This is a genomic window from Rhodococcus sp. OK302 (assembly GCF_002245895.1).
GTDB lineage: Bacteria > Actinomycetota > Actinomycetes > Mycobacteriales > Mycobacteriaceae > Rhodococcus_F.
In genome coordinates this window covers 523,301-538,660 of record NZ_NPJZ01000002.1, presented here as the reverse complement: position 1 = coordinate 538,660, position 15,360 = coordinate 523,301, and the positions used below count along the sequence as shown (strand labels likewise).

General features: G+C 63.2%; 19 protein-coding genes and 3 pseudogenes. 10 read left to right on the top strand and 12 right to left on the bottom strand.

What is annotated here, in order from left to right:
• Positions 1-81: 81 nt before the first annotated feature.
• Positions 82-456 (top strand): hypothetical protein, encoded by a 375-nt coding sequence (locus BDB13_RS30425; protein WP_141210777.1) that lies wholly within the window; start codon positions 82-84, stop codon positions 454-456.
• A 78-nt stretch (positions 457-534) separates the two neighbouring features.
• On the opposite strand, the gene BDB13_RS33395 is transcribed toward BDB13_RS30425, so the two are convergent.
• On the bottom strand, positions 535-675 hold the full coding sequence (locus tag BDB13_RS33395; RefSeq protein ID WP_254923132.1) for a hypothetical protein: 141 nt from the start codon (positions 673-675) through the stop codon (positions 535-537).
• A 37-nt stretch (positions 676-712) separates the two neighbouring features.
• Positions 713-1,162 carry a hypothetical protein gene (locus tag BDB13_RS30415; protein WP_254923131.1) on the bottom strand — a complete coding sequence of 150 codons (450 nt, stop codon included), beginning with the start codon at positions 1,160-1,162 and terminating at the stop codon, positions 713-715.
• 168 nt (positions 1,163-1,330) lie between these two features.
• Here BDB13_RS30415 and BDB13_RS30410 point away from each other — a divergent pair.
• The 3 genes and pseudogenes from BDB13_RS30410 to BDB13_RS30400 all read left to right on the top strand — a co-directional run.
• Positions 1,331-1,528 (top strand): annotated as a pseudogene (locus tag BDB13_RS30410) (hypothetical protein); the annotation flags it as partial.
• Between the two features lie 120 nt (positions 1,529-1,648).
• On the top strand, positions 1,649-2,080 hold the full coding sequence (locus BDB13_RS30405; RefSeq protein ID WP_254923130.1) for a hypothetical protein: 432 nt from the start codon (positions 1,649-1,651) through the stop codon (positions 2,078-2,080).
• 367 nt (positions 2,081-2,447) lie between these two features.
• Positions 2,448-3,101, top strand: coding sequence for a hypothetical protein (locus tag BDB13_RS30400; RefSeq protein WP_094275699.1), 654 nt, complete (start codon positions 2,448-2,450; stop codon positions 3,099-3,101).
• A gap of 414 nt (positions 3,102-3,515) precedes the next feature.
• Here the strand turns inward: BDB13_RS30400 and BDB13_RS30390 are convergent, their stop codons facing one another.
• The 8 genes and pseudogenes from BDB13_RS30390 to BDB13_RS30355 all read right to left on the bottom strand — a co-directional run bounded on the left by BDB13_RS30390 (position 3,516) and on the right by BDB13_RS30355 (position 8,448).
• Positions 3,516-4,046: a DUF1269 domain-containing protein gene (locus BDB13_RS30390; protein ID WP_094275698.1), complete on the bottom strand. Its 531-nt coding sequence runs from the start codon at positions 4,044-4,046 to the stop codon at positions 3,516-3,518.
• A gap of 831 nt (positions 4,047-4,877) precedes the next feature.
• Complete coding sequence (locus BDB13_RS30375) at positions 4,878-5,120, bottom strand: ParB/Srx family N-terminal domain-containing protein (RefSeq protein ID WP_141210776.1); 243 nt, start codon at positions 5,118-5,120, stop codon at positions 4,878-4,880.
• Between the two features lie 84 nt (positions 5,121-5,204).
• Entirely contained in the window at positions 5,205-5,453 is a 249-nt protein-coding gene (locus BDB13_RS30370; RefSeq protein WP_094275696.1) for a hypothetical protein, read from the bottom strand.
• Positions 5,454-5,486: 33 nt separating this feature from the next.
• A complete protein-coding gene (locus BDB13_RS30365) occupies positions 5,487-5,801 on the bottom strand; it encodes a hypothetical protein (protein WP_094275695.1) in 315 nt (104 codons plus the stop codon).
• Positions 5,802-5,847: 46 nt separating this feature from the next.
• The gene (locus BDB13_RS32520; protein WP_176459814.1) at positions 5,848-5,991 is read right to left on the bottom strand and encodes a hypothetical protein; all 144 of its coding nucleotides are present in this window, start codon (positions 5,989-5,991) and stop codon (positions 5,848-5,850) included.
• Positions 5,992-6,522: 531 nt separating this feature from the next.
• Positions 6,523-8,109, bottom strand: coding sequence for a murein biosynthesis integral membrane protein MurJ (murJ, locus tag BDB13_RS30360; protein ID WP_094275694.1), 1,587 nt, complete (start codon positions 8,107-8,109; stop codon positions 6,523-6,525).
• Between the two features lie 68 nt (positions 8,110-8,177).
• Positions 8,178-8,330, bottom strand: a pseudogene (locus BDB13_RS31965) (IS110 family transposase); the annotation flags it as partial.
• Positions 8,308-8,448, bottom strand: a complete 141-nt coding sequence (locus BDB13_RS30355) for a TetR family transcriptional regulator (RefSeq protein WP_369597484.1) — start codon at positions 8,446-8,448, stop codon at positions 8,308-8,310. The gene BDB13_RS30355 and the pseudogene BDB13_RS31965, both read right to left, overlap by 23 nt.
• Before the next feature lie 243 nt (positions 8,449-8,691).
• Between BDB13_RS30355 and BDB13_RS31960 the strand changes: the two genes are divergently transcribed.
• Positions 8,692-9,024, top strand: a complete 333-nt coding sequence (locus tag BDB13_RS31960) for a hypothetical protein (protein ID WP_141210775.1) — start codon at positions 8,692-8,694, stop codon at positions 9,022-9,024.
• A 254-nt stretch (positions 9,025-9,278) separates the two neighbouring features.
• Here BDB13_RS31960 and BDB13_RS30345 read toward each other — a convergent pair whose 3' ends face one another.
• On the bottom strand, positions 9,279-9,614 hold the full coding sequence (locus BDB13_RS30345; protein WP_094275937.1) for a hypothetical protein: 336 nt from the start codon (positions 9,612-9,614) through the stop codon (positions 9,279-9,281).
• Between the two features lie 529 nt (positions 9,615-10,143).
• Between BDB13_RS30345 and BDB13_RS30340 the strand changes: the two genes are divergently transcribed.
• From BDB13_RS30340 to BDB13_RS30320, 5 genes and pseudogenes are all read left to right on the top strand, one after another.
• A complete protein-coding gene (locus BDB13_RS30340; RefSeq protein ID WP_141210774.1) occupies positions 10,144-10,824 on the top strand; it encodes an SMI1/KNR4 family protein in 681 nt (226 codons plus the stop codon).
• 120 nt (positions 10,825-10,944) lie between these two features.
• Positions 10,945-11,232: pseudogene (locus BDB13_RS30335) on the top strand (transposase); the annotation flags it as partial.
• Positions 11,233-11,315: 83 nt separating this feature from the next.
• Complete coding sequence (locus BDB13_RS30330; protein WP_094275690.1) at positions 11,316-11,549, top strand: hypothetical protein; 234 nt, start codon at positions 11,316-11,318, stop codon at positions 11,547-11,549.
• Positions 11,550-11,577: 28 nt separating this feature from the next.
• Positions 11,578-12,723, top strand: coding sequence for an SPFH domain-containing protein (locus BDB13_RS30325; RefSeq protein ID WP_094275689.1), 1,146 nt, complete (start codon positions 11,578-11,580; stop codon positions 12,721-12,723).
• Between the two features lie 811 nt (positions 12,724-13,534).
• Entirely contained in the window at positions 13,535-14,005 is a 471-nt protein-coding gene (locus BDB13_RS30320; RefSeq protein WP_094275688.1) for a DUF3995 domain-containing protein, read from the top strand.
• Between the two features lie 773 nt (positions 14,006-14,778).
• Here BDB13_RS30320 and BDB13_RS32515 read toward each other — a convergent pair.
• On the bottom strand, positions 14,779-15,024 hold the full coding sequence (locus tag BDB13_RS32515) for a hypothetical protein (protein WP_094275687.1): 246 nt from the start codon (positions 15,022-15,024) through the stop codon (positions 14,779-14,781).
• Positions 15,025-15,360 lie beyond the last annotated feature (336 nt).

The window sequence follows — 15,360 nt, the reverse complement described above, 5'->3', positions numbered from 1 at the left end:
CGGTTATCGAGATATGCGATACCGTCAATCACATCCAAGTGAGGCTGCGGTGGCGCAGCCTTCTCGTCACAGGAGGTCTCCATGTCCCGTTCACGTATGGCCGTAGCCGCGTTGATGATTCCGATTGCCGCCGGTGCTGTCGCAGTTTTCGGGGCCGGTGCGGCATCTGCTGCCACTCCGTATAACGGCGACGGCTTCGTCGGCGTCACGTTCGATCAGAACGAAACGCGCTTCCTCGCCGACACCAACACCGCCGATTTCCTCGAGGGCATCCCCCACGAATACTGGGGTGTGTACCTCGGCAAGGGGTCGATCTACAACACTCCCGACAACGTCGTCCACGCCACCATCGGTCAACTGGTGGACGAGTCCGCGGGCCATCGCGGCGAGGTCGCCTTCACGGTCAACAACCCCGCGATCTGGGACAGCACTATCGATATCGTCCAGAGCTGGTGATATAGGTCGATCTTGCACTCGTAGGGCCGGTGAGCGCATTGCTTACCGGCCCTTTTGTACGTTCGGTAGTTGCCTGGCCTAGGGCGTATCTGACAAAGCGTGGATCCATGCGATTTCGGCGTGGATGAGAACGGCAGCGCGGTAGACGATCGCGTGTTTGTCGTAGCGGGTGTCGAGGCCTCGCCATTGCTTGGTGTGGCAGAACCGGTGCTCGATCACGTTGCGGCTCTTGTAATCGGCGGCGTCGAGCCTCGGGTCAGGTCCGCTTGCGGCTCGCGATCTCGTCAGAGAGCTGCTGCACATCGGCGGGGTCCACGTCCCGGGCAAGCGCGACGTAGTGGTCCATGACGGCCGGCCGGTAGCGCACGGGCAACGTCTGTCCTGGGGCGAGCCGGGTGAGCTCGGTGATCGTGAGGCTTTCGTCTGCGATACCGCGGAACGAGATGCCGTCGGCGGTCTCCACGTCGAACATCAGGACCACGCGTGGATTGCCGTTGACCTCCCGCCAGTCGACGAGAACGCCGAGCGCAAGCGCCCCCGTACGCAGTTCCGCAATGCGCTTCAATGCACTACTGCTCATGAACGGGTTCGGGGCGACGCCCGGGAAGTCGGGCCCGACGCCGAGCGATTCCCGACTCAGGTCGGGCCTGAGCTGCGCCATCAGATCGTCGAGCTTCTTCTCCGAACCGAACATCCTGCCGAACATCCTGACCCCTCCCTCACCCCGGTGCCGGAATCTCGGCCTGGCGCTTCGCCCTCACCGCGATTGTAAGTCGCGGCCACTCCCTTCCGGCCCGGGCGTCCCGTCGGTTTCGGGAGCATCCCCTCGATCAACGACCACTGGGCGTCCGAGAGCAACTGAAAACGCGACACGCTGCACGTCACCGTCTGCGTCGACGGCGAACAGGTCGCCGACGGTGTCGTCCCGATCAGCGTGCCGCTGATCTTCACCGCCAACGAATGCCTCGACATCGGCAGCTGCCTCGGCTCCCCGGTGTCCCTCGACTACGCCGACCGGGCCCCGTTCCCGTTCACCGGCCAGATCGACACCATGCGCGTCGAATACACCTGACCGCGGGTGGCTCTGGTGTTCCCGGTGTGGGTGGTGGCGACGAGACCGTGTGACGGGGGTGGCATTGTGACCGATCCTCCTCCGCAGTTTCGACCTCATTTCGAGGAGTTGTACCGAGCCGTGGCGAACCGGCGGATGCACTACGAGAGGCTGCTCTGGCAGGCGCCGGCGCTCAGCCTGACCGCGCAAGCGTTCCTGTTCAATATCGCGCTGAACCAGAACAACACCCCTGCTGGCCGGATCGCCGCCGCGTCACTCGCGCTGACCTTGTCGCTGCTCTCGCACGGGCTCATGGTGAGTCACTGCCGCGCCCTGCTCATGGATACGCAGTGGTTGGAGCGCTTCGAGCAGCAGGAACTGGGCGCCGGCGAGTGGGTCGCGCACGGTGCAGCGTTCTCGAGGGCGCAGCCGGCCATCCCGGACCTGGACGCCGGTTTGGTCGGCAAACTCCCGCTGAAACACGTTTTCCGAGCCTGGATCGCCGGTATCGGTGTGTTCGCCATCTTTGCCGTCCTGGTGATTATCAGGACGCTCGTCACCGTCGTCTTCTGACCGCTGTTCCACCAGGCAACCGGCTGCCACGGGGTAACCGGGTGTTGTTGCCGGGGTCGGGGTGCTCGCGTCGGTAGGTCGCGGAGGTGCCCGCGACCGCCGGGAAGCGGTTGTCGGTGCGACCATTCGCCGACACTTCCGCCGTCGCCCGGCTACCAGATAGCTTCGTCGGCAACAGCGAATCACCGTCCGGGAACATATGGTTCATCGCCCTTGACGACGGCCGATTACGGCGACAGAGCGCCAACACGCGGCGGCGCCGGGGGCTACCGGGCATCGGCCGTGCGCCGGTTGCCGCTGCATCGCGGTGCACGGCAGGGGAACTGCCTGCTGGTTCCCGCACCCTCATTCGGTCATGATTGAACCCATGGCCGATCCGCGCAGCAGGGTCCAGTTCCAGCCGCTGCGGACGCCGCGGTCCGCGGCGATCGCGGGCATCATCTTCGGGGTGCTCTTCGCCACCAGCATCATCCTGCTGGCCACGGCGGTCCCCGCCACCACCGCGGCGCCCTGGGTACGCGGCGGCTCGAAGATCACCACCGCCCTGTTCCTCGCCCCCATCGCGGGCATCGCGTTCCTGTGGTTCATCGGGGTCCTCCGCGACCGGTTCGGCGACCTCGAGGACCGCTTCTTCTCGACCGTCTTCCTGGGCAGCGGGCTGCTGTTTCTCGCCATGACGTTCGTGTCGATGGCCATCGCGGGCGGGCTCCTGGCCGTCTCCCGGAACGCGAACGTTCCCCAGGACGACATCGTCTACTTCGGGCGGGAGGTGACGCTGCACATCAACAACGTCTACGCGATACGGATGGCCGCGGTGTTCATGATCTCGCTGGCCACGATGTGGCTGCGCACCGGGCTGATGCCGCGATGGTTGGTGATCATCACGTACCTGCTCGCACTGAGCCTGTTGCTGGTTGTCAGCTTCAGTATCTGGGCTGTGCTGGTCTTCCCGGCGTGGGTGATCGCGGTCAGCGTGTACATCCTCGCCACCGATCACCGGCAACCAACCAATCCGGGCTGAGACCTGTGGTGACGTCTGGCCGAACCCGATCACCGCCGACGACGGCGGGCCGTGCGCGCCACGCTGGCGGTCGCCTCGACCTGGACGCTGCTCGGCGGTATCTACCACCTGGTGCCGGCCAGGAACTACCTCGAAAAAGACACCCCCATCCGGGTGGTGACCGGCGGTGTCCTCCTCGCCGTGCTGGTGTGGGCAGATCCGCCGGATCCTGCGCCCCCCACGGCCCCAGCTGCGCGCGATCGAAGGCCTCGGGGCCGGTCATCGCCTGTTCCTCATCCTCTCCGCCACATATCTGGCGTTGTCACACACGAGTCCGGTCTCACACCCGGGCAGCGCACCGGTTGTCACCCGTTTCGGGTGAGCACACCCAACGAGGACGGACCGACCGCCGGACCGTGCACGTCGGTGCACTTCTCAGGACTTGGATGCCTCGTCGATCTCCTTGCTGACCTGCTCGGTGTCCGCCGCGAGCTGCTTCTTGGTCACCTTGGAGGCGCGTTCGAGCGCCTTCTCGACATGCGCCTCGAGGTCCGTCGCCGCGACGACGATCAGCCCGCTGTCGCCCTCGTCGAGCAGCTCACCGACCTCCTTGAGGTCGGAGCGGCTCATTCCGGCCGCGACGTGCCCGCCGAGGGCCCCGAGACCGGCGCCGCCGGCACCACCCAACAACAGTCCGGCCCCGATCCCGACGGCCGGGAACAGGGCAACCAGTGCGCCCCCGACCAGGCCGATGCCGAGCCCACCCCAGGCACCCTGCCGGGTCGGCTGCTCATGCTTCTTGACGATCTTGACCTTGCCCTTGTCCGTTCTGGTGATGACGGCCGCGTCGTAGGTGTCGATCAGGTCTCTCGCGGCGTAGAGGTCGTGCACGGCGTCGTAGTCGGCGATGGCGGCGTCCTGCGAGTCGTAGGTCGCCGCAAGCAGGGCGAATGTATCGAGGGCCATGGTTTTCTCCAATGAGTTCGGGATGGCGGACGAGTTTGCCCCCCGGCGAGGCGCTATCCGTATAGCGGGAGGGCGACGCCCGATCTCTGCAATACCTGCGAGAACGGTGCCTCCCTCGGGAGCTCGACCGCCGGAACGCTTTCGATGCCGAAGCCGAAGCCGTGAGGTCGAAACTCGATGTGCAGGAACATTCGACGAGCCGGGTGGCGCCGCCGTCTCACATTTGTTGTCCGGCTTCCAGCCTCGGCATCCGCGGCTTCGGGCGCATCCCCCAAAACGGGTGACCACCAGTACGACGTGGCAGGAACTTCGTGACCGGAATCGGTCCCGCATGCCCGCCCGGTGACGATTGTCAATTTCCCCGGATGCACTCGCAACCGTTCGCAGTAAGCACGCCATCAACGGTTGGCCGAACACCCACAACAGCTGACACCGGCCAAAGCCCCGTGGCATCGGCCGCCGGGGCAGGACGCCTGGACATCGCTGTCGTCAGTGCCGATCCGCACCCTTTCCGCAGGATGAGTACCTGAACGAGATCGACCCGAACCGCATCACGGCCGTGTCAGCAGACGGGTCCACCGTCACCCGCGGGACCTACACCGCTCACGGCAGCGCCTACTTCTCGATCACCCTCCCCTCCAGCCAACAGGTCATCATCAGCACCCCCCATCGGGGGTTCCGCCGTGCCGGTGACGTTGGAGCAGATCGAATACCTGGCCACCGCATCCGAACTCGACCTGGGCTGAAACCGGCCCGGCCGGGATTCGCACGCCCGCTGGTCGCGGCCGGGGAATTGCGACTCGTCCGCCAACTCACGCCGACACAACACCACTACTTTCTGGGGAAGGTGCGGCGCTGCCCGTCCCGGACGACGATCGTTCCGTCTGCGGTCCGGACGGCGCTGATCGCTTCCAGTGCTCCGTTTTCGCGGATGGATTCGACGAAGTCGCGGGTTTGCGACAGATCGACGGTGTCGCGGACGTTCTCGCCGATCTCGAGAGCGTCGGGGTGCAGTTGAGCGACTTCGATTTCGGCGGTGGTGTTCTCGGCCGTGGGGGTGTGTGTTGCGGTCATCGTGTTACCTCTCGTAGACTTCAGAACACGACACCGGGCAGATATCAGCTGCCCGGTGTTGTGTTGTTTCCGTACGGTTTTCGGTCAGAGGGTGGCTAGTGCGCCGGTCACCTGGTCGGCGTTCGGGTGACGATCTCGGCAGCTATCGGCCACGATGTGCTGATCCATCAACGCGGCTGCGTGGCCGTGGTAGTCGAGTACGATGAGCAGATCGACGATTCGATCGACTTCTCCGCAAGTGCTGTGCGTGGCAACGCTTTCGGTGTATTCCGGTGTCTCGAACAACTTCGCCCATGCATCCGCTTTCTCACAAATGTGGTGTAGGTCGTACATGGTCGTTCCTTTCGGCAGGGTCGGTGTTGTTGCTCATGCTGCGAGCAGCGCGGACGCGTCTTCGAGTGCTTTAGCTGCGTTATAGAGGTGGCCGTCGTGGTTCACTCCGGGGGCGAGTGCGTTGGCCCTGTCGAGTTGACCGGCTGCCCAGATGGCGAGAGTCCGGGCGCGTTCGCGGCGCTGCTGCTCGGTAAGGACGGGCGTTGTGGTTTCCTCGAGGTTGATGATTGCGATGTTCATTGGGGTTCCCTTTCGTTCGATTGTGGTTTCGTGTGCCAGCAGTGCGCGGGCATCGTCGGGGCTGCGGGTGATGACTCCGTCGATCACGAAATCCTGTGTGCCGCTCATGGTTCCTCCGTTGGGTTGGGGTTTAGTTCGTGTGCCGTTTCGCGGATCAGTAATCGTCTCGGTTGACGCTCTTCGCGGCACTGTCGTCCATTCGAGGGCAGGAGTAATCCCCGCAGGAGCAGAACGGCCCTGCGTAGCGAATCGTGTCTGCGCGGTAATCGGCTGCGGTGTATTCGGCGCTGGTGCTCATGGTGACCTTTCCGTCGCGTCCGGTCCCCCGTGGTGACCCTGACATTTTTTTCCGTTCTGACATGGAGCTCCGGATCGGCGGTATGAGAGCTCGGCGCAATGCTTGGGCAGAAAAGTTTTCAGCGAAGCGTCTTTGAAAAGTTTTCTGAGCCGTAGGCCGGCGAAGCCGCCAGGGGTTGCGCCGGGACCGCCGTCGATCAGGATCGGAAGGACAGAAAGGAATCTCAATAGGATTTGTCAAGCACGGCCGCAGGCCGTTCCGATTTGACCGAAGCCGAAGGCTACGCAGGTCTGTAGGACTCGATCGAACCCCGGGGAGGACCCAGATACGTCAACCACTGCAGTCCATTTGTTGGAGTCGTCCTGCTCCGCGATTTCGGTAGCCGGACGTCGCACCGATCGACTACTCACAGTTGCAACTAGCTACCGCATCCGGGTGACGTACGAACTGCGGCAGACGATGTCATGAACTCGCACGAGTTCATGACATCGTTTTCTCACGGAAGAACCGTTTCCTTTATCCGCTGCGTGTTTATCGATTGAGCAAGGCTTTGGCGTTGCGGACTTCAGGGATGCCGATCTTCTGGGCGGCTACAAGGAAGGTCGGTGCTCCGAGAACGAGCATCGCCGCCAGTGTTGCTGCCGCGGCCGCGCGAGGATTGTTGATCAGCTGATGCAGAACCCCGACTGCGACGACACAGACCACGCCGGCGGCTATCGACGCCCACAACACCCGCGAGAACGTCTCGAGTACAGCGTGGAAGCCGAGTAGGCCGTAGCGGTGACGCAACACCAGATGCCCGGTGACGGCGCCGACGATGTAGGACAGTGAACTCGCGACCGGCAACATCACCACAACCGCCCGATCTGGAAGACAGGCGACACCAAGCGCAATAACGGCGATCTTCGTGGCCACCATGCCGGCGTTGATCAATGCCGGCGTACGCATGTCGTTACCCGCGTAGAAGACACGCAGTTGCAGCATGACCAGCGCGAACGGGGGAAGCCCGAACGCCGAAAGCGCCAGCGCGAGACCGATGAGGTGCGCGGCATCGACATCGACGCGCCCGACGAACATCACCGCGGTCAGCATCGGCCCGAGGAGAATCATCGCGACAGCAGCAGGGACCAGAGCGATCACCGAGTACCGGGCGGCGCGGCCCATGTCGGCGACCAGAGCATCACGGTCCCCGAGCGCCACAGCACGGGAGATACGCGGCATGAGCACGGTCAGCAAGGACACCCCGAGGATGCCGTACGGCACCTGGAACAGAAGGTCGGCGTACGTATAGGTCGAGACTCCGCCGTAGCTGAATGCGACTCTGAGTACGACTGCGACACCTACCTGGCTGATCGCGACGTACAGCAGCACCCAGCCGAGCAACCTCGCACCGACGCGGACTGGTCGCCACGTGTACGGCACCGGTCGCACCCGCCAACTCCACCGGAATCCGGTACGCCGCAACGCTGCCACCGTCCACACGGCCTGCCCCACGATCCCGAGCGTTGTCCCGAAACCCAAGACGAGCACCTGTGCGGTGGTCATCGTCGACGGCAGCAACGTCACTGGACCCGGTATCGCCGCGAAAACTCCGACCGTCGTGAGCACGATCAGGTTGTTGACCACCGACGCCCATGCTGCCGGCGCATAGCTCTCACGCACGTTCAGTACGGCCGTCACGGTCGCAGCGATCGCGTAGAAGAAGATCTCCGGCAACAGCAGGTACGCCAGCACGGTCGCCAACTGTGACTGCTCCGCATCCGAGACCAACGCAGCGACGAGCAACGGGGCGCACGCCACCGCTATCGCGGTGACGACCGCGGCACCGAGAACTGCCGCCACCAGCAGGCGTTGGGTGAATATCCGCGAATAGGTTCGCCCGCGGAGTCGTGCCCTTGCCAGCACAGGAATGAGGACACTGCTCATCACCCCGCCGAGGAGCAGTTCGTACACCATGTTCGGCATGCTGTTCGCGCCGTTGTACGCGTCGCCGACCGCCGCTGCGCCCAGTATCGCCGCCAACGCGAGAGTGCGGATGAAGCCGGTCGCGCGACTCGCTGCGGTCGCCACGGCGACAGCACCTGTTGCCCGCGCGAAGGTGTTCTGAGAAACGGCCATTCGACCATCGTGCCTCAACGCCGTGCTCTGTCGAGGGTGCGCAGCCAGAACTCCGGCGTGCTGCCATCTCACGCGGCCAATGCGGCAGTCGGCTCCGGCCGAAAGACCGCGTTGTCGCGGAGCATCGCCCACAACACATTTAACCGCCGCCGTGCGAGAGCAAGAACAGCTTGGGTGTGCCGTTTCCCTTCCGCACGTTTACGCGCGTAATAGGTCTGCGACGGCACGGAGAGCCATCGCGTGGATGATGGCGTGCTTGTCCGGGAAATATTGATACAGAGAACCGACAGACACTCCAGCCTCGTGTCGCTCAGCGAGGAGGCGCCGTAATGACGACACTGGACGCAATGGGGTGGGTTGAACGACGATCAGAACGTCCCGAAAACTGGGACGATAGACAACTAATCAGATAATCCCATCCGCTCTTGCGTCGGGAAACTCAACTGCAAGCGCTTCGATGACAATCACCCATCTCCGAAAGCGCCGACCGGTCGATAGACATCGACCGCATCGTGGAGACGGCTACTCGCGTTCTCGATCGGGAGGGAATAGCTACCGGCGCTGTCGCGGTGTTCGGGGCCGGTGCGGCCTCTGCTGCCACCAGCTCCACGCACGAGAGACGGCAAGATCGCGGTTGTCGGGATAGCCGCTCGACCAGTCGATACCGGCTTTGTCGATCCGATCGAGAACGTCGGCAGGGTCAATGATGTTGTCGCGGATCAACGCTCCGACAAACTCGCGGTCTTTCTCCCGGCCTGCAATCAGTTTCGAGACACACAGGTCGATCGGGCGCAGGCACAGTCCTGTGCGCCCGTAGTTTTGATCGGTGCCGGTTCCGGTGGCAGTGAAGGTGACGAGCCTATTTTCCCAGCCGCGGGAAGTACCACGATTTCCCGGCGGATCCCCTCGACGTAAACCCCGTGGAGAAGGTGAAACGGCGAGTCCTCCCCTACCCAGACGTTGAGCGTGCTCACCTTCTCCGTGACATCGGCGCCGGTCGCGAAAGCACTGGCAGGAGTCATGTCGACTTCCATCGAACGTGTAGCTTCTTCCGGCAACGAGGCTTCGCCATAGCTTCCGAGTACCGATTTCAGACCCGAAGATCACCACCTGCGACTCCTCCACCCACCCGCACGCAGCGATAACCGCTTTCTCGAGGTCGCTGCGGTTCACTCGCGAGTTCTCTGGACGAGAAGGTCGAGTACGCGCAGTCGTTCGCTCTCGCTCAACAACACCGACAGGGGCGACATATTTCGCATCTCGCGGTCGGTCTCGGTATCGGAGACGCTGATCTTGCGAACGGTGTCGATGTCGTTGTCCGCGATGATGCGTTCCCACTGGTCCAGGCACTTGCGGAGCATGTTCCCGTGAACGTGCTCACGGTTGGTCTGCAATCTGGCGCGTACCTTGTCGGTGTTGATCGAGAGGTGTTCGCGGTCGATCTTGTCCAGGACCGCTTCGTGTACGAGTTTCTTCCGGACGACTTTCGACAGGACTGCGGACATTTGCGCTCCCTTCATCCCGGATATATCAGTGTTGACCAGGCAGTTGTTCGATCAGTGTATCTGTTTCGCGGCTTGCATCATCGGCCTCGGAATATCGTCAGGATTGTTTGGCCCCAATACCTCGGAAGTACCTCTCTGGTGCCACACGCACGAAAAGCCCGAGGAGCGCGAGAGATCCATCGATCCCGAGAACGATGACAGCGTTACCTTCGCCGGCCAGGCAGCTCAACGTTGCTGTCGCTTGGAACCACAGCAGATTCGCGACAGTCGACCGCCGCCACATGTATGTGAGAGCTCTCGTTCGTCGCGGCGGCGCGTGAGTGCATCCAACCAGGTCATGTCGTCGGCTCCTCGGGATGAAGGTGGCGCCGTTGCGTTCATTGTCGACTGACGGTCTGTCGAGTTGCAGCGAAGATTGACAGGACGCGCCTGCGCACTTTGACCGGGGTCGGGCGTTTCGGACGCGCCCGACAATGTAGGTGTGTCACCGAACCTGGAGACAAGTCGTCGCATCCATCAGGATGTGAGCATGAAACACGCGAAAACGCACCTGCACCGGATCGCCGAGATCCTGACCGGCCTCGACCGACTGCGAGCAGCCGATCTGAAGACCACTATCGTCTCGCTCGGCGACCGGGAGGTCATCGGCTACAAATGCCGCATTCACGGGGCAGCCGTGCATCGCTACGAGCATGCTGCTCCCGCAGACCCGGACGTGCTCGCGGCATTCGAGAACCGGCTCGGTGTCGGCCTTCCGGCCGACTACTTCGAGTGGATCACCCGGGTGGGCGACGGCGGAGCCGGACCGATGCTCGGACTTCTCCCGCTGGTGCAGGAGGCCGAGGACGCCGCGATCGACTACGCCGCGGACTTCCCCTTCACCGCCGAGCGACCCTGCCCGTCCGCCGCCGAGGACTCCGAGTTCCAGTGGTCGGAGAACATCGGCCGGATCCACCGAGGCGCGACATTTCTCGCGGACGAGGGATGCGGCATGTACGACCTCCTGATCCTGCGCGGCCCGGCCGCGGGGCAGGTGTGGTGGCACAGCTACGAGCACGCCGCCGCGCTGCCGGTGCTTCACCCGGACACCCGCGAGCCGCTGACGTTCCTCGACTGGTACGAACTCTGGCTCGCCCGCGCCCTCGATCCGGACGTTGACCAGGTGGGGAGCTTTGCCGAGTTCGCAGATCACGGCGCGAACCACCCCTGAGGTGTCACGTTCCCCCTGCAGCGTGGTTGCGACGACGATCGCCGAGCGTCCTTCGTGCTGGTCCATGGGCGACGCATCATCCCAGATCAGGCGATCTCAACAACTTGACAGTGCCGGACCAACGCCTGGCAGGAATTCATCCCGTTCCTCGATTACGACATCAAGACAAGGCGAGTCCTGTGCTCCACCAACGCGATTGAGTCCCTCAATGCCCGCTATCGGAGGTCGGTGACAGCGCGTGACCATTTCCCCACCGGGGTGACTGCGCTGAAATGCTTGTATTTGGTGACGCGCTCACTCAACCCGACAGGCAAGGGTCAGGCACGATGGACAGTGACGTGGAAGCCTGCTCTGAACGCGTTTGCGATCACGTTCGCCGATCGTTGGCCCAGGTCGGAAACTTACTGATGGAAACCGGCCGAAATACCTTTAACGCGATAGACCCGTACAGCCGAATGCGCGACGGGCTCAATCGGAGGACCATTCAAGGGGTGGGTGACTTTTCGGTAATCGGCTGTATCGGTTCGTTGGTTGTGGCGACCCGCGGATCAGCCGGAGCCGGTGAGGTGCTGGTGGCGGTGCGCGGGTCGAAAGAGTCGTACCTCGCGTGGTCGGACGATCCGTTACCGAAGGGCACCGAGGTATTGGTGATCGACATCCGCGGCGCACGGACACTGCAGGTCGAACCCTGGCCCGGGCTAGGACTGACGATCAATTCGCCGTAGCACAATGTGAAATGTGAGGAGCCAAAACATGTTCGGCTACAGAGTGCCTGCGCCGGATGAGGCGATGCTGATCTCCGGAGGCAGAAGCAAAGGGGACGCACCGTTCCGTGTAGTGACCGGTCACGGCGCCTACATCATGCCGCTGCTGCGCAAGGTCCGGTTTCTCACACTTGCGATGTGCGAAGCCGAGGTGGAGGAAACCTGCGTCACCCAACAAGGGATCAGCCTCAACGTGCGCGCGGTCATTGCCTTCAAAGTAGGCAATGACACCGAGAGCATCATCAGCGCAGGTCAACGCTTCCTCTCCGACCAGGACCAGATGTCTGTGCTCACCGGTCGGATCTTCGCCGGACATCTGCGCTCGATCATCGGATCGATGACCGTGGAGCAGATCATCAAGGAACGCCAGAAACTGGCGACAGAAGTACTCGACGGATCAAAGGAAGAGATGGTCAAAATCGGGTTGACCGTCGACGCCCTACAGATCCAGTCCATCGACGACGGCTCCCTCGGCTACATCCGCGCGATGTCCGCTCCACACAACGCCGCGATCCAACAGCAAGCCCAGATCGCCCAGGCAAGGGCAAACCAGGCAGCCGCGGAGGCCGAGCAGGAATCACAACGCAACCAAGCTCAGTACGCCCGGCAGACGGCAATCGTGCAGGCCCAGTACAAGGCTGAGGTCGACAAGGCTCAGGCCGAAGCGGCGCAGGCAGGACCGTTGGCGCAGGCGCAGGCACAACGGGAAGTGCTCGCAATGCAAACGGAGCTGGCACAGCGAGCCGCTGAGCTTCGACAACAGGAGCTGGTTTCGGAGGTGGTCAAGCCTGCCGAGGCAGAAGCCGAGCGAGTGCGGATCCTGGCGTTAGCCGACGCGGAGAAGATGAAAATCCAAGCCGAAGCGGCAGCTTCGCACAACCGGGTCGCGCTCGATCGGCTGTTGATCGACCAGCTCCCCGAGATCGTCAAGCAGGCCGCCCAAGGATTGTCGGGGGCGAACCTGACCGTCCTCAACGGTGCCGACGGGCTCGGCGAATTGGCCACCGGCCTGGTTGGTCAGGGCGTGGCGATCTACGACTCCCTCCGCGGCAGCCTCGGGCAACATGAGCCGCCCGAGAAGACCACCGACCGTGGCGAACTCAACGCACGACCCACATCCGGCGGGGACCAATAAACTGCCGCGAATGGGAGACCACGACTCCCGTGACAGTTGAATCACCGACCTAGGCAATCAGTAGTCGGGGGTGTCCAACGTCATCCGTATTGAGCACACAACACAGTGACCCTCTATCCGCGGGGGCTAACACTCGACAGGTCCGGCACAGAACCTGTCGCTCGCGGCGGCAAACTAGTGTTCACTTCTCCGGGAAAAATCGGAGACGGCGCACTGGAGGTTATCTTCTACAGCTACTCGCCCCCGAGCTAGAAGGAGCACGAACGCCCACGCGTCGGTAGGGGCAATTCCACCCCGTCGTTGACGACGGCATTTTCACATTAACTTGAATGTCCAGTGACACAGTGCGTTCGGGTCCTCGTTGACGCAAAAGCAGTGTCGGCGTTGCTGTTTCAAGTCGAGAACGTGGTCCCGGATACCTCGCACCAGACCACGAACCGCTCAGTAATCACCCTGTCGGTACTCCTCGGCGGGTAGCCGATGCCGCCGCGGCCGCAAGTGCGAAGAAGTGACGCCGAACCTGGACAGGAACGGTTGGGCGCGCCCCGGTGATGTAAACCTTCACATCACCCACTCTCGCTGCCTGGTCGGCTGATGGGAAGCCTCGGCCCCTGACGGCCTGGTGCGCTGGGCTCTTGCGTTGTGGACGGTGTCGATTACGCGGGCATCCGGCCGTGCTGGGCGACTGCATCGCGTGGCCTTCGATGTTAAGTTGATGCGGTCACGCTGGATGTGTGCGCGCAGGCCGTTGCAAACCCGCTCATCAGATCAGCAGTAGGCCCTCACTACGGCGCCGGGGTACGTTGGCGGCATGACTCCCCTCCCGGTCTTCACCAGTCGATCTCTGGGCACGAAGGCGCGCATCGCAGGCCTCACCGGCTCGACGGCGTTCGCAGCGGCGGCATTGGTCCACACCGCTTGGGGCCTCGGTTCGACATGGCCGATGCGCACCCGGGCCGATTTGGCCGATGCCGTGGTGGGGAGCAACACCATGCCTGATGCCCGAGCTTGCTTCGCCGTGGTTGGACTCACTGCCGCTGCAGCCGCTTTAGTGGCAGGAGGGGGTGGGACGGGCAGAACCGCAACGGTGGCGAGGGTCGCCCTGGCCACCGGTGTTGCAGCTCGCGGTGTCGCCGGCGGACGGGCGGCCACCAAGGTCCTCGGCCTGGATAAACCCTCACCACGCTTCATTCGGTTGGACAACATGGTGTACCGGCCGCTTTGCCTCGGTACGGCCACAGCCATCCTCACCGCCGCAGCCATGTACCCAGGAATCGACTAAAGACCTCGAAAAGCGTGCTCGCTCAGGGATTTCGAACCCACGCACAGAGTCACTGTGGATGCGCGCATGGCTCGGCCAGTTCTGTCGTGCGGCCCGATGTCGGTTTCAGGAATCGAACGGCACGGCTTGCTCGGCGCTTTTAGGTGGGCGTGGCCGTCGTCTGAATTTGTACGTGCAGATGTCCTGTGCATCAAACGTCTAGTCGAGGTTGCGATCCGGGGTTGATCTGGCGACTCCGAGCGTGTTGGCGATAGCCGTCATCGAGACGCCGGCACTTTTTCATCTTGCAGGCGGTCGCCTTTGTTTGTCGTCGAGCGCCGGCGAGCGACCACCATTACGCCCATCGCCAACAATTCGGGATCACCCCTGCACTGCGGGACGTTGCTCGGGCCAGCGCCCGGAGGAGTGCTGCCGCCGGTCGAGGACACACCGCAAGCAGGTCAAACGATTGGCACAACCGGCGAGGTCCTCTTCCCCTGGTTGTGGCCGCACCCGCACTGGCATCAGCCTCGCCGGTGAACCTGCACTGGCAACCAGGCGGCATCGACTTCGCCGACTCTGCGCGCCAGTTCCCAGTCCACGAGCACGAAAACTTCGATCACCCACCATCCGATAATCACCACATCCCAGGACTTACCCTCGACACCACACCCGGATGACGCGACCGGTCAAGTCCTGTCGTCGGCGACGGCGCCCGGGCGGGTGCGAAACCCTGATCCGCTCGACGACGGCGAAGCGCAGATTGTCGGCGGCCTGGCCTCCTAGATTCCATGTCACGCTCGGCGATGACGAAGGCGCGCCACAAGCACAGCCGCGACCGAACCACCGATCGCAACGAGCAGGGCGGCCATCGCCACGCCGAGGTAACGCCACTCCGATGCCTCGCTATAGGGAAAAGTATCTGCCCAGTCCAAACCGAGGCGCACGACGACCGCACCGAGCACCCAACTCAGCACACAACCGACGATGACGAACAGCACGCGACGCACCACTACATCGTAGGAGAGGCGAACCTGCATCAATGTCGTAGGTCACGGCCATCGGGCGCACGCCTCGAACGATCGCGTACCCGAGTTCATGCGCCGCGGTGTAAATTCGATCCGCCAACGCTGGATGACTCAACGGCGCCGAGAACTCCGGAAGAGCGGGGAATGCGTCGGCGACACGCTCGAACAACGCCCACATACGGTCCCGGCGTACCGGCCCCGGTAGATGATTCCGTCCAGACCGTCATGGGCGCGATGAATCGTCCTGGCCCAGTGCTGAGTTCGGCGGTGCGCTGCCGAATCGAGCGCGATCGCTGCGTGGCGTGCGCGACCTCGCGCAGGCTCAGCGGGAACCTGAAGTGCAGCCAA

Excerpts from the sequence above, each read along its gene's own strand:
- BDB13_RS30320 (WP_094275688.1), top strand. The coding sequence starts at position 13,535 with ATGACTCCCCTCCCGGTCTTCACCAGTCGATCTCTGGGCACGAAGGCG.
- BDB13_RS30415 (WP_254923131.1), bottom strand. The coding sequence starts at position 1,162 with ATGTTCGGCAGGATGTTCGGTTCGGAGAAGAAGCTCGACGATCTGATG.
- BDB13_RS30340 (WP_141210774.1), top strand. The coding sequence starts at position 10,144 with ATGAAACACGCGAAAACGCACCTGCACCGGATCGCCGAGATCCTGACC.
- murJ (WP_094275694.1), bottom strand. The coding sequence starts at position 8,109 with ATGGCCGTTTCTCAGAACACCTTCGCGCGGGCAACAGGTGCTGTCGCC.
- BDB13_RS30325 (WP_094275689.1), top strand. The coding sequence starts at position 11,578 with ATGTTCGGCTACAGAGTGCCTGCGCCGGATGAGGCGATGCTGATCTCC.
- BDB13_RS30375 (WP_141210776.1), bottom strand. The coding sequence starts at position 5,120 with ATGACCGCAACACACACCCCCACGGCCGAGAACACCACCGCCGAAATC.
- BDB13_RS32520 (WP_176459814.1), bottom strand. The coding sequence starts at position 5,991 with ATGAGCACCAGCGCCGAATACACCGCAGCCGATTACCGCGCAGACACG.
- BDB13_RS30390 (WP_094275698.1), bottom strand. The coding sequence starts at position 4,046 with ATGGCCCTCGATACATTCGCCCTGCTTGCGGCGACCTACGACTCGCAG.
- BDB13_RS30370 (WP_094275696.1), bottom strand. The coding sequence starts at position 5,453 with ATGTACGACCTACACCACATTTGTGAGAAAGCGGATGCATGGGCGAAG.
- BDB13_RS32515 (WP_094275687.1), bottom strand. The coding sequence starts at position 15,024 with ATGCAGGTTCGCCTCTCCTACGATGTAGTGGTGCGTCGCGTGCTGTTC.
- BDB13_RS30425 (WP_141210777.1), top strand. The coding sequence starts at position 82 with ATGTCCCGTTCACGTATGGCCGTAGCCGCGTTGATGATTCCGATTGCC.
- BDB13_RS30400 (WP_094275699.1), top strand. The coding sequence starts at position 2,448 with ATGGCCGATCCGCGCAGCAGGGTCCAGTTCCAGCCGCTGCGGACGCCG.
- BDB13_RS30365 (WP_094275695.1), bottom strand. The coding sequence starts at position 5,801 with ATGAGCGGCACACAGGATTTCGTGATCGACGGAGTCATCACCCGCAGC.
- BDB13_RS30345 (WP_094275937.1), bottom strand. The coding sequence starts at position 9,614 with ATGTCCGCAGTCCTGTCGAAAGTCGTCCGGAAGAAACTCGTACACGAA.